At 57.7% G+C, this 12461-nt stretch carries 11 protein-coding genes; 8 read left to right on the top strand and 3 right to left on the bottom strand.

Annotation, left to right across the window (positions count from 1 at the left end; translation table 11 throughout):
• Positions 1 to 1071, top strand: a complete 1071-nt coding sequence (locus tag BFV67_RS01395; protein ID WP_008503354.1) for a sn-glycerol-3-phosphate import ATP-binding protein UgpC — start codon at positions 1 to 3, stop codon at positions 1069 to 1071.
• The gene (gene ugpQ / locus BFV67_RS01400) at positions 1068 to 1814 is read left to right on the top strand and encodes a glycerophosphodiester phosphodiesterase (RefSeq protein WP_055321158.1); all 747 of its coding nucleotides are present in this window, start codon (positions 1068 to 1070) and stop codon (positions 1812 to 1814) included. Before BFV67_RS01395 ends, ugpQ begins: the two co-directional genes overlap by 4 nt.
• Here the strand turns inward: ugpQ and BFV67_RS01405 are convergent.
• The gene (locus BFV67_RS01405) at positions 1798 to 2175 is read right to left on the bottom strand and encodes a DUF2756 family protein (RefSeq protein ID WP_032664701.1); all 378 of its coding nucleotides are present in this window, start codon (positions 2173 to 2175) and stop codon (positions 1798 to 1800) included. The genes ugpQ and BFV67_RS01405 overlap by 17 nt on opposite strands.
• 123 nt (positions 2176 to 2298) lie before the next feature.
• Here BFV67_RS01405 and ggt point away from each other — a divergent pair, with 123 nt between their 5' ends.
• On the top strand, positions 2299 to 4044 hold the full coding sequence (gene ggt, locus BFV67_RS01410) for a gamma-glutamyltransferase (RefSeq protein WP_201258622.1): 1746 nt from the start codon (positions 2299 to 2301) through the stop codon (positions 4042 to 4044).
• Positions 4045 to 4130: 86 nt separating this feature from the next.
• On the opposite strand, the gene yhhY is transcribed toward ggt, so the two are convergent.
• The gene (gene yhhY, locus BFV67_RS01415; protein ID WP_069597759.1) at positions 4131 to 4619 is read right to left on the bottom strand and encodes an N-acetyltransferase; all 489 of its coding nucleotides are present in this window, start codon (positions 4617 to 4619) and stop codon (positions 4131 to 4133) included.
• Positions 4620 to 4875: 256 nt separating this feature from the next.
• On the opposite strand from yhhY, the gene BFV67_RS01420 reads away from it, so the two are divergent.
• The 5 genes from BFV67_RS01420 (at position 4876) to gntU (ending at position 9827) form a co-directional block, all read left to right on the top strand.
• Positions 4876 to 5913: an oxidoreductase gene (locus tag BFV67_RS01420; protein ID WP_069597760.1), complete on the top strand. Its 1038-nt coding sequence runs from the start codon at positions 4876 to 4878 to the stop codon at positions 5911 to 5913.
• 123 nt (positions 5914 to 6036) lie between these two features.
• The gene (locus BFV67_RS01425; RefSeq protein ID WP_008503360.1) at positions 6037 to 6732 is read left to right on the top strand and encodes a pirin family protein; all 696 of its coding nucleotides are present in this window, start codon (positions 6037 to 6039) and stop codon (positions 6730 to 6732) included.
• Between the two features lie 101 nt (positions 6733 to 6833).
• Complete coding sequence (gene gntR / locus BFV67_RS01430; RefSeq protein WP_021242747.1) at positions 6834 to 7829, top strand: gluconate operon transcriptional repressor GntR; 996 nt, start codon at positions 6834 to 6836, stop codon at positions 7827 to 7829.
• A gap of 126 nt (positions 7830 to 7955) precedes the next feature.
• Positions 7956 to 8483, top strand: coding sequence for a gluconokinase (gene gntK / locus BFV67_RS01435; protein WP_008503362.1), 528 nt, complete (start codon positions 7956 to 7958; stop codon positions 8481 to 8483).
• 3 nt (positions 8484 to 8486) lie between these two features.
• The gene (gene gntU, locus BFV67_RS01440) at positions 8487 to 9827 is read left to right on the top strand and encodes a gluconate transporter (protein ID WP_014833577.1); all 1341 of its coding nucleotides are present in this window, start codon (positions 8487 to 8489) and stop codon (positions 9825 to 9827) included.
• 102 nt (positions 9828 to 9929) lie between these two features.
• Here the strand turns inward: gntU and plsB are convergent, their stop codons facing one another.
• On the bottom strand, positions 9930 to 12350 hold the full coding sequence (gene plsB / locus BFV67_RS01445; protein WP_008503364.1) for a glycerol-3-phosphate 1-O-acyltransferase PlsB: 2421 nt from the start codon (positions 12348 to 12350) through the stop codon (positions 9930 to 9932).
• Between the last annotated feature and the right edge of the window lie 111 nt (positions 12351 to 12461).

Raw genomic sequence — 12461 nt, forward strand, 5'->3', positions numbered from 1 at the left:
ATGGCAGGTTTAAAACTTCAGGCAGTAACCAAAAGCTGGGACGGCAAAACCCAGGTGATTCAGCCGCTCACGCTCGACGTGGCGGACGGGGAGTTTATCGTGATGGTCGGCCCGTCCGGCTGCGGCAAATCTACGCTGCTGCGCATGGTGGCGGGGCTGGAGCGCGTAACGTCCGGGGATATCTGGATTGACCGCCAGCGCGTCACCGAGATGGAGCCGAAAGACAGGGGCATCGCGATGGTGTTCCAGAACTACGCTCTCTACCCGCACATGAGCGTGGAGGAGAACATGGCCTGGGGGCTGAAAATCCGCGGCATGGGCAAAGGCCATATTGAGGAGCGCGTGAAAGAAGCGGCGCGAATTCTGGAGCTGGACGGCCTGCTCAAGCGCCGCCCGCGCGAACTCTCCGGCGGCCAGCGCCAGCGCGTGGCGATGGGGCGCGCCATCGTGCGCGATCCGGCGGTATTCCTGTTCGACGAGCCGCTGTCTAACCTCGACGCCAAGCTGCGCGTGCAGATGCGTCTTGAGCTGCAGCAGCTGCACCGTCGCCTGAAAACCACGTCACTGTACGTTACCCACGATCAGGTTGAGGCCATGACCCTCGCCCAGCGCGTGATGGTGATGAACAAAGGCGTTGCCGAGCAGATTGGTACCCCCGTGGAAGTCTACGAGAAACCGGCCACCCGCTTTGTGGCGAGCTTTATCGGCAGCCCGGCGATGAACCTGCTCGAAGGGCGCATCAGCAGCACGGGCACGCACTTTGAGCTGGAAAGCGGGATGGCATTGCCGATCAACTGGTACTATCGTGGCTACGCCGGGCGTAAGATGACGCTCGGTATCCGCCCGGAACATATCGGTTTAACCTCTCAGGCGGAAGGCGGCGTGCCGCTGGTGATGGACACGCTGGAGATGTTGGGTGCAGATAACCTGGCGCACGGGCGCTGGGGCGAGCAAAAGATGGTGGTGCGTCTGGCGCATCAGGAGCGCCCGAAAGCGGGCAGCACGCTGTGGCTGCACCTGCCGGAAAATCATCTGCACCTTTTTGACGGTGAAACAGGACAACGAGTATGAGCAACTGGCCTTATCCCCACGTCGTCGCCCACCGCGGCGGCGGTAAGCTGGCGCCGGAGAACACCCTGGCGGCGATTGATGTTGGCGCGCGTTACGGCCACACCATGATCGAGTTCGACGCCAAGCTGTCGAAAGACGGCGAGATTTTCCTGCTGCATGACGATAACCTCGAACGCACCAGCAACGGCTGGGGCGTGGCGGGCGAGCTGCCGTGGCGCGATCTGCTGAAAATCGACGCCGGAAGCTGGTACAGCGGCGAATTCAAAGGCGAACCGCTGCCGCTGCTGGCGGAAGTGGCCGACCGCTGTCGCCAGCACGGCATGATGGCCAATATCGAAATCAAACCGACCACCGGCACCGGGCCGCTGACGGGCAAAGTCATTGCCCTGGCCGCGCGCGAGCTGTGGGAAGGGATGACCGCGCCGCTGCTCTCCTCGTTTGAAATTGATGCCCTGGAGGCGGCGCAGGCGGCCGTGCCGGAATTGCCGCGCGGGCTATTGCTGGACGAGTGGCGCGAGGACTGGCGCGAGCTGACGACGCGCTTAGCGTGTGTCTCTATTCATCTTAATCACAAGCTGCTGGATGAGGCGCGGGTGAAGGTGCTGAAAGACGCGGGTCTGCATATTCTGGTTTACACCGTCAATAAACCCCAGCGTGCAGCCGAACTGCTGCGCTGGGGCGTGGACAGCATCTGTACCGATGCGATTGACCTGATCGGCCCGGACTTTAGTTCTGCGGATTAAGCATACTGCCATTCGACTGCGGCGGCAGCATATGCTGCTGTCCGCTGCCTGACGAGGTCATTCCACCTAACATTCCGCCATTTTTGTTCGGCAGCGGCTGCTCGCGAACCTGCCCCTGCTGCACGCGCTGGGTGTTGGCGTTCATCTGATTTTGCAGGCTTTGCTGCTGCATCTGGGTCTGCGTTCTCAGCTGCTGATTCAGCATCCCTTTTTGCTGCTGTTGCTGGCTCATCATCTCGGTCTGCATACGCTGCTGGCTCGGGATAACGTAACCCGGCTGGTTCGGGTTATTCATCGTATTGAGTGGCTGTGCGAGCGCGGCAAAGGGGATCAGCGCCGTAAGAATCAATAAGCGTTTCATTGTCATTTCCTCCTTTTGAGGTCTCTCTTAAGTTTACCCTGATTTCACCATGACGATGATTTTTTAGGAGTTGTGAACCAGGCTTAAGCGGGGAATATGGATCCCTTCACCTGGAGAACAATAATGATGAAACCAACGTTTTTGCGCTGGGTCGCCCTCGCCGCGCTGATGGCAGGCGGTACATTTAGCGTGGCGGCCAACCCGCCCGCGGCGCCTCCGGTCTCTTACGGCGTGGAGGAAGATGTCTTTCATCCCGTGCGGGCAACCCACGGCATGGTGGCGTCGGTGGATGCGCTGGCGACACGCGTGGGTGTCGATATTCTCAGGCAGGGCGGTAACGCGGTGGATGCGGCGGTCGCCGTCGGCTATGCGCTGGCGGTGACGCACCCGCAGGCGGGGAACCTGGGCGGCGGCGGCTTTATGATGCTGCGCACCAAAGACGGGAAAACCACCGCCATCGACTTCCGTGAAATGGCGCCTTCTCAGGCGTCACGGGACATGTTCCTCGATGACCAGGGCAACCCGGACAGTAAAAAATCCCTGACCTCGCACCTGGCCTCCGGCACGCCGGGCACCGTTGCGGGCTTCTCGCTGGCGCTGGAAAAATACGGCACGATGCCGCTGAACAAGGTGGTTCAGCCTGCTATCAAGCTGGCGCGGGAGGGCTTTGTGGTGAATGACGCCCTGGCAGACGACCTCAAAACCTACGGTAGCGAAGTCATTCCGAATCACGAAAACAGCAAGGCGATCTTCTGGAAAGACGGTGAACCGCTGAAGAAGGGCGATAAGCTGGTGCAGAAGAACCTCGCCAAAAGCCTGGAGCTGATTGCGGAGCACGGCCCGGACGCCTTCTACAAAGGGGCGATTGCCGACCAGATTGCACAAGAGATGCAGAAGAGCGGCGGGCTCATCACCAAAGCGGATCTGGCGGACTACAAGGCGGTGGAGCGCGAGCCGATTAGCGGCACCTACCGCGGGTACGAGGTCTTCTCCATGCCACCGCCGTCTTCCGGGGGCATTCACATCGTGCAGATCCTCAACATTCTTGAAAACTTCGATATGCACAAGTTCGGCTTCGGCAGCGCGGATGCCATGCAGGTGATGGCGGAAGCGGAAAAACGCGCCTACGCCGACCGCTCGGAATATCTCGGCGATCCGGACTTCGTGAAGGTGCCGTGGCAGGCGCTGACCAACAAGGCGTACGCCAAATCGATTGCCGATCAGATCGACATCAACAAGGCCAGGCCGTCGAGCGAGATCCGTCCCGGCAAGCTGGCACCGTATGAAAGCAACCAGACCACCCACTTCTCGGTGGTGGATAAAGACGGTAACGCGGTGGCGGTGACCTATACGCTCAACACCACCTTCGGCACCGGGATTGTGGCGGGCAATAGCGGCATTCTGCTGAACAACGAGATGGATGACTTCTCTGCCAAGCCGGGCGTGCCGAACGTCTACGGGCTGGTCGGCGGCGATGCGAATGCGGTAGGGCCGAAGAAACGTCCGCTGTCGTCCATGTCGCCCACCATCGTGGTGAAAGAGGGCAAAACCTGGCTGGTAACCGGTAGCCCGGGCGGCAGCCGGATTATCACCACCGTATTGCAGATGGTGGTGAACAGCATCGACTTTGGGATGAACGTCGCCGAAGCGACTAACGCCCCGCGTTTCCACCACCAGTGGCTGCCGGACGAGCTGCGCGTCGAGAAGGGCTTTAGCCCGGACACCATTAAACTGCTTGAGCAGCGTGGGCAGAAGGTGGCGGTGAAGGAGGCGATGGGCAGCACCCAGAGCATTATGGTGGGGCCGGACGGAGCGCTGTTTGGCGCATCAGACCCGCGTTCGGTGGATGATTTGACGGCGGGGTATTGATGTATTGCCCGGTGGCGCTGCGCTTACCGGGCCGACAACTACACGAACGTAGGCCGGGTAAGGCGAAGCCGCCACCCGGCAAATCACTACTTCATTCTCGCCATATAATACGCGTCCACATACTCGCCGTTGCGCAGGGCATAGCGCTTGCCGGTGCCTTCAATTTCGAACCCGTATTTTTTGTACACCGCAATCGCCGGCTCGTTATCGACAAACACCGTCAGCTCAATGCGGTCAACGCGCAGCCAGTTATCGCACATATCAATCATGGTGCGCATCAGCGCGCTGGCAACGCCCCGGTTTTGCCACTGCGCGCCGACACAAATCCCAAAATCAGCCACATGGCTGCGGCGTGGGCGTTGCGCGACGGCGATGCACAGATGCCCGGCGACATGACCGTCTATACAGGCGACCAGTTGCTTAATGCCGGGCTGGTCGGTGAGTCGTTCTTGCCACATTTGCTCAGATGGATGAGGAACCTGTAGTGTGTTGTGGTACACCTCCGGTTGGGCGTGGATCTGACGAATGGCGTCATAATCTTTCGGTTCCGCATGGCGTATCACTATCTCACTCATTCCTTGTCCCTCAGTCAGTTAAACGTCCCTTCCAACATCAATGACTTTAAAATTTGAGTCAACCGCTATTTTTTGCAAAAAGTATTGGACAAGTGCGAATGAGAATGATTATTATTGCTCTGCATTCAGGAAGACCGCTACGGGAACCTGAAAGCACGACATTGCTCACATTGCTTCCAGTATTACTTTAGCCAGCTTTTAGCTGGCTTTTTTTTTGTTATGGTTAGACTCAGTAACCTTCCAAAAGGACTGAGCCATGACACTACACTGTGCATTTATTGGATTTGGCAAAAGCACCACCCGCTATCACCTGCCGTATGTCCTCAACCGTAAAGATACCTGGCATGTGGCCCATATCTACCGCCGCCGCGCGAAGCCGGAAGAGCAATCTCCTCAGTATTCCCACATCCACTTCACCAGCGATCTCGATGACGTGCTTAACGATCCGCAGGTCACGCTGGTGATTGTCTGCACCCACGCCGACAGCCATTTTGACTATGCGAAACGCGCGCTCAATGCGGGTAAAAACGTGCTGGTAGAAAAGCCGTTCACCCCGACCATCGCCGAAGCGAAAGCGCTGTTCGCGCTGGCGAAAAGTAAAGGGCTGACCGTCACGCCGTACCAGAACCGTCGCTTCGACAGCTGCTTCCTGACGGCGAAAAAAGCGATTGAAAGCGGCAAGCTCGGCGAGATCGTGGAAATCGAAAGTCACTTCGATTACTACCGCCCGGTGGCGGAAACGCAACCCGGACTGCCGCAGGATGGTTCGTTCTACGGGCTGGGGGTGCATACCATGGACCAGATCATCTCCCTGTTTGGCCGCCCGGACCACGTGGCGTATGACATTCGCAGCCTGCGCAATAAAGCCAACCCGGACGATACCTTCGAAGCCCAGCTGTTCTACGGCGACCTGAAGGCCATCGTCAAAACCAGCCACCTGGTGAAGATCGACTACCCGAAATTTATCGTTCACGGCACTAAAGGTTCGTTTATCAAATACGGTATCGACCAGCAGGAGACCAGCCTGAAGGCCAATATCATGCCGGGTGAACCAGGCTTTGCCGCGGACGATTCCGTGGGCGTGCTGGAGTATGTGAACGACGAGGGCGTGACGGTCAAAGAAACGTTGAAGCCGGAAACCGGCGACTATGGCCGCGTCTATGATGCGCTGTTTGAGACCCTCACAAACGGCACGGCGAATTACGTCAAGGAATCTGACGTTCTGACCAACCTCGAAATCCTTGAGCGGGCCTTCGAACAGGCTTCTCCTGCCACGATAACCCTCGCAAAATAAGCAAAAACGGCTCCTCTGCACTTGTTCACAATTTTTGAACAGAGGAGTCAATTTTCACCCCCTATGATCCCAGGCCGTTTGCGTCCACACTTACTCCATCGAAACGAACTGAGGGTGAAAACAATGATCTACTTACGCAAAGCAAACGAACGTGGTCACGCGAATCATGGCTGGCTGGACTCATGGCATTCATTCTCGTTTGCCGACTACTACGACCCGAACTTCATGGGCTTCTCCGCACTGCGCGTGATTAACGACGACGTGATTGATGCAGGCCAGGGCTTTGGTACCCACCCGCACAAAGACATGGAAATCCTGACCTATGTGCTGGAAGGCGCGGTTGAGCACCAGGACAGCATGGGCAACAAAGAGCAGGTTCCGGCGGGCGAGTTCCAGATTATGAGCGCGGGTACCGGGGTGCGTCACTCCGAGTACAACCCAAGCAAAACGGAAAAACTGCACCTGTATCAAATCTGGATCATTCCAGAAGAGACCGGCATCACGCCGCGCTACGAGCAGCGCCGCTTCGACGCCAAACAGGGTAAACAGCTGGTGCTCTCCCCGGATGCGCGCGAAGGCTCCCTGAAAGTGCATCAGGATATGGAGCTGTACCGCTGGGCGCTGGCGAAAGATGAACAGTCCGTGCATCAGATTGCCGCTAACCGCCGCGTCTGGATCCAGGTGGTGAAAGGGGAGGTGTCCATCAACGGCACCAAAGCGACAACCGCCGATGGTCTGGCGATCTGGGATGAGCAGGCGATCTCGGTGCATGCCGACAGCGAAAGCGAAATTCTGCTGTTTGACCTGCCGCCGGTGTAATAAAACATAAATAAATCCCCATCCTTCCCTTTGACAGGGGAAGGATGGGCTTTGTCCGTGGTAAACTGAGCAAATCTCCCACTTCAAGATTTCTCAGGACGATGAAAAAGAAACGCCCCGTACTTCAGGATGTCGCCGATCGCGTCGGTGTGACCAAAATGACGGTCAGCCGTTTTTTACGTAACCCGGAACAGGTTTCCGTGGCGTTACGTGGCAAGATTGCCGCTGCCCTTGATGAACTGGGTTACATCCCCAACCGTGCACCCGATATTCTCTCGAATGCGACCAGCCGCGCGGTGGGCGTTCTGCTTCCTTCTTTGACCAACCAGGTTTTCGCCGAAGTATTACGTGGAATTGAAAGCGTCACCGATGCGTTTGGCTACCAGACCATGCTCGCCCACTACGGGTACAAGCCGGAACTCGAAGAGGAACGTCTTGAATCGATGCTTTCCTGGAACATTGACGGCCTGATTTTAACCGAACGTACCCACACTGCCCGCACGCTCAAAATGATTGAAGTGGCCGGTATTCCGGTCGTGGAGCTGATGGACAGCCAGTCGCCGTGCCTCGACATCGCCGTCGGCTTTGATAACTTCGAAGCGGCGCGCCAGATGACGGCGGCCATTATCGCCCGCGGGCATCGTCATATCGCCTATCTGGGCGCGCGTCTTGATGAACGTACTATCATCAAACAGAAGGGATACGAGCAGGCGATGCTCGACGCGAACTTAACCCCGTACAGCGTGATGGTGGAGCAGTCCTCTTCCTATACGTCGGGTATTGAGCTGATGCGTCAGGCGCGACGCGAGTATCCGCAACTGGACGGTATTTTCTGTACCAACGATGACCTTGCGGTCGGCGCAGCGTTTGAGTGCCAGCGTCTGGGGCTGAAGATCCCTGATGATATGGCGATCGCCGGTTTCCACGGCCATGACATCGGTCAGGTGATGGAGCCGCGTCTGGCGAGCGTCCTGACGCCGCGTGAACGTATGGGCCGCATTGGCGCAGAACGCCTGCTGGCGCGCATTCGTGGCGAGACGGTTACGCCGAAAATGTTAGATTTAGGTTTCACCTTGTCACCGGGTGGATCTATTTGAACTGACAAATTTGAAGTAGCTCACACTTATTCACTTCGCGCACGTTTGGATATTGCTTCTCTTTTGCCCCGGCAGGACAATGTTACCGATAACTGTTACCCGTAACAATTGACTGAGGGACACCCTTTGAGCACGACTAATCACGATCACCACGTCTACGTCCTGATGGGCGTTTCCGGTAGCGGGAAATCAGCCGTGGCCAGCGAAGTGGCGCATCAACTCCAGGCTGCGTTTCTTGATGGCGACTTCCTCCATCCGCGCAGCAACATCATGAAAATGGCCTCCGGCGAGCCGCTGAACGACGACGACCGTAAACCGTGGTTGCAGGCGCTGAACGACGCCGCGTTCGCGATGCAGCGCACCAATAAAGTCTCCCTGATCGTCTGCTCCGCGCTGAAAAAAACCTACCGCGATCTGCTGCGTGACGGCAATCCGAACCTCTCCTTCATCTACCTGAAAGGGGATTTCGAGGTGATTGAAAGCCGCCTGAAGGCGCGTAAAGGTCACTTCTTCAAAACCCAGATGCTGGTGACGCAGTTTGAAGCGCTGCAGGAGCCGGGTGAAGACGAAAAAGACGTCTTAGTGGTTGATATCGATCAGTCACTGGAGGGTGTTGTTGCCAGCACCATCGAGGTCATTAATAAAAGGCAGTAAGTTTTGAGTACATTAACGCTAGTTTTGACAGCAGTGGGTTCGGTATTGCTGCTGCTGTTTTTAGTGATGAAGGCGCGCATGCATGCCTTTGTTGCTTTGATGGTGGTTTCTATTGGTGCTGGTCTCTTTTCCGGTATGCCGCTCGACAAGATCGCCGCGACAATGGAAAAAGGGATGGGCGGTACGCTGGGCTTCCTGGCGATTGTGGTCGCGCTGGGCGCGATGTTTGGCAAGATTTTGCACGAGACGGGCGCGGTCGACCAGATTGCCGTCAAGATGCTGAAATCCTTCGGCCACAGCCGTGCGCATTACGCGATTGGCCTGGCCGGTCTGATTTGCGCGCTGCCGCTGTTCTTCGAAGTGGCCGTTGTGCTGTTGATAAGCGTCGCATTCTCCATGGCGCGCCATACCGGCACTAACCTCGTGAAGCTGGTCATTCCGCTGTTTGCGGGCGTGGCGGCAGCCGCAGCGTTTCTGCTGCCGGGGCCTGCCCCGATGCTGCTGGCTTCCCAGATGCACGCCGACTTTGGCTGGATGATCCTGATTGGCCTGTGCGCGGCAATCCCGGGGATGATTATCGCCGGTCCGCTGTGGGGCAACTTCATCAGCCGTTACGTTGAGCTGCACATTCCGGACGACATTACCGAGCCGCACCTGGGCGAGGGCAAAATGCCATCCTTTGGCTTCAGCCTGTCGCTGATCCTGCTGCCGCTGGTGCTCGTGGGCCTGAAAACCATCGCCGCGCGCTTTGTGCCGGTCGGTTCTACCGCCTACGAATGGTTTGAGTTCATTGGTCATCCGTTCACGGCGATCCTGGTGGCGTGCCTGGTGGCGATTTACGGTCTGGCGATGCGTCAGGGGATGCCAAAAGACCGGGTGATGGAGATCTGCGGTGCGGCGCTGCAGCCTGCGGGGATTATCCTGCTGGTTATCGGTGCAGGCGGCGTGTTCAAGCAGGTGCTGGTGGATTCCGGCGTGGGCCCGGCTCTGGGCGAAGCGCTGACCGGGATGGGCTTGCCGATTGCGGTCACCTGCTTTGTGCTGGCTGCGGCGGTGCGTATCATCCAGGGTTCCGCCACCGTGGCGTGTTTAACCGCCGTGGGTCTGGTGATGCCGGTGATTGAACAGCTGAACTACTCCGGTGCCCAGATGGCCGCGCTCTCTATCTGTATCGCGGGCGGTTCGATTGTGGTCTCTCACGTTAACGACGCCGGCTTCTGGCTGTTCGGTAAGTTTACCGGTGCCACCGAAGCGCAAACCCTGAAAACCTGGACGCTGATGGAAACTATCCTCGGCACGACGGGTGCAATTGTCGGGATGATTGCCTTTACGCTGCTCAGCTAAATGCAATGATTTAACAAGGAAAAAAAAGGCCCGGTAGCGTCAGCGCTTACCGGGCCTTTTTATTATCCAGGGCGTCAGGCCGGGCCATAACCCGGCATTGTGTTACTCGCCCTGCGTGGCGCTCTCAATCGTTAAGCGCACGTCCGAGGTAATCAGCTCTGCCAGCATCTGGTACACCTTCAACGTCTCTTCCGGCTCGGCATCACCCGTATCGCTGATGAAGCCTTCATCGCGCAGCGTCAGCACCAGAGAACTGAAGACCGCTTTGTCGAAGAATTCAGGGGCGTTAATACCGTGCAGAACGGACAGGCGCTGGGCCAGCGTCCGGCTCTCTTTCTCCAGCGTACCGCGGTTGATGGACGGGTTCGCGCTCAGCAGCCAGAACGTGATGGCGTAGCGCTGCAGCGTTTCGCGCGCACCGGCCGCCAGCAGCTGCAGGGTGCGGGAGCGTGACGGATTGATGTGCAGCTCGTCGTTGTTCAGGGTAATCAGCCCCTGGCGACGCATCTCTTCCGTCATCTTATCCAGTTCTGTCGCCAGCTCATCCTTACTCCAGCGCAGGAACAGCTCCGCTTTCAGCATTGGATAGATGGTCTCAAGATGGCGCAATAGCTCCTGACGGGAGATATGACGATGCTGGGTAATAATGGCGGCCATGAGCGACGGCAGCATCAGCATATGCGTGATGTTGTTGCGGTAGTAGGTCATCAGCACCGCCTGCTCGCGCGGCAGAATGATGATGTCGCCGATCGTGTCCTTCTCCACTTCAAACTTGTTCATCTGCAACGCGTGATCGATAAGTTCACTGGCGGTTGCAGAAGGCACGGTCGAGTCAACCGAATACGGCACGTTACGCATCATGTCCAGATAGCAATCCAGCTGCTCCGTGAGCTGTTCACGGGTCAGCGAGCGCTGACGTGAAGCCAGCAGCGCCGTACAGCACAGGTTCATGGCGTTAGCCGCACCGGCGTTGTTAATGCGCACCATCAGCTCGGACGCGATGCCGTTAACCGTTGGCGTTAGCCAGGCCGGACGCACCGCTTCGATAGGATCGATGGACTCGCGCCACTCCGGCACGTGATGGTTCAGGTAGGTCATCAGCGGCATCGGCTCGCCGAAGTTCACGTAGCCCTGACCGAGATTGCGCAGCTTGCTCAAGCCGCGCAGCATCTGCGGCAGGCTCTCTTTCTCTTTGGTCGCGCCACGCAGCTCTTTCGCGTACGTGCCCACTTCCATCACGTGCTCGTAGCCGATGTAGATAGGCACCAGCGTGATCGGACGGGTACCTCCGCGCAGCATGGCCTGGATGGTCATCGACAGCGTGCCGGTCTTCGGATCGAGCAGACGACCTGTACGGGAACGACCGCCCTCCACGAAGTATTCCACGGAATAGCCGCGGCTGAACAGCTCGCCCAGATACTCGCGGAACACGGTGGAGTAGAGCTTGTTGCCCTTGAAGGTACGACGAATAAAGAACGCGCCCAGGCGACGGAAAATCGGGCCCGCGGGCCAGAAGTTCAGGTTGATACCGGCTGCGATGTGCGGTGGCACCAGCCCCTGGTGATAGAGCACGTAGGAAAGGAGCAGGTAGTCCATGTGGCTGCGGTGGCAGGGGACATAGACAATCTCATGGCCATCGTGCGCCAGCTGACGCACGCGCTCGGCGTTATGGACGTTGATGCCCTGATACAGGCGGTTCCAGGTAAAGCCGAGAATACGATCGGACAGGCGAATCATCTCGTAAGAGAAGTTCGCTGCGATCTCTTCCATCAGCGCAATGGCGTTCTGCTGAGCTTTCTCATGCGAAATTTTCTTGCTGCGCGCTTCGTCTTCAACGGCGCGGGCGATCGCTTTTGAAGCCAACAGCTTGTTGAACAGATCCTGACGCGCCGGGAGGCGTGGCCCTACGGCCGCCAGGCGCTGACGAGCGAAGTGCATACGCGCCACGCGCGCCAGTTTTTGCGCGATGATCTTGTCGGTGCCGTGCTCGTCCGCCATGCGACGCAGCGAAACGGAAGGGGAGAAACGCACAAAGCTGTCGCGTCCCAGCCAGGAGACCGCGAAGAACTTCTGGATGCCGTTAAGCATGCGCAGCGGCGGATTCTCTTCGCCTTTTTCACGACCCGGACGACGACCAAACATCACCGATACCGGCACCATCTGCACATCCAGCTCGGGGTTGCTGCGGTGCAGGTCGAGATAGTCATGGAACAGCTTGATGGACTCTTCTTTCGGCGTGTAATAGGTAAATACGCGCGGCCCGCCGTGGATGAAGACGTAGCGCGGCAGCAGCGTACCGTCAACTTCCAGCGGTTCAAGCGGGTCAGGTAAGTCATGCGCCAGACACTGGGCGCGAAGCGTCAGTAAGTCTGCCTTCGAGTTATAAGGCAAAACGTACATAATAGGGCGCGACGTATCGAGCCCCAGTTCCAGCGCGGGTTCTGCTGGGATAGACTTGCTTTTTACCAGGATGCTTAATGGTAAATTAAGTAATTTGTAGTAAATTCGTGGCCAGCCGGACATAAACGATGTAAAGCCTCTGGTTAATAATGCAATTGCGGCGCAAGGATAACAGAAAGCGCGCAAAATTTCTGTTGTTACCCGTCATACTTCAGGCTGTAGCGAAACGCGCTC

This window comes from Enterobacter roggenkampii, assembly GCF_001729805.1.
Classification (GTDB): Bacteria; Pseudomonadota; Gammaproteobacteria; order Enterobacterales; family Enterobacteriaceae; genus Enterobacter; species Enterobacter roggenkampii.

Bases quoted from the DNA above. Each gene is read 5' to 3' on its own strand.
- yhhY (WP_069597759.1), bottom strand. From the start codon at position 4,619: ATGAGTGAGATAGTGATACGCCATGCGGAACCGAAAGATTATGACGCC.
- BFV67_RS01425 (WP_008503360.1), top strand. From the start codon at position 6,037: ATGATCTACTTACGCAAAGCAAACGAACGTGGTCACGCGAATCATGGC.
- BFV67_RS01420 (WP_069597760.1), top strand. From the start codon at position 4,876: ATGACACTACACTGTGCATTTATTGGATTTGGCAAAAGCACCACCCGC.
- ugpQ (WP_055321158.1), top strand. From the start codon at position 1,068: ATGAGCAACTGGCCTTATCCCCACGTCGTCGCCCACCGCGGCGGCGGT.
- plsB (WP_008503364.1), bottom strand. From the start codon at position 12,350: ATGTCCGGCTGGCCACGAATTTACTACAAATTACTTAATTTACCATTA.
- gntR (WP_021242747.1), top strand. From the start codon at position 6,834: ATGAAAAAGAAACGCCCCGTACTTCAGGATGTCGCCGATCGCGTCGGT.
- BFV67_RS01395 (WP_008503354.1), top strand. From the start codon at position 1: ATGGCAGGTTTAAAACTTCAGGCAGTAACCAAAAGCTGGGACGGCAAA.
- BFV67_RS01405 (WP_032664701.1), bottom strand. From the start codon at position 2,175: ATGAAACGCTTATTGATTCTTACGGCGCTGATCCCCTTTGCCGCGCTC.
- ggt (WP_201258622.1), top strand. From the start codon at position 2,299: ATGATGAAACCAACGTTTTTGCGCTGGGTCGCCCTCGCCGCGCTGATG.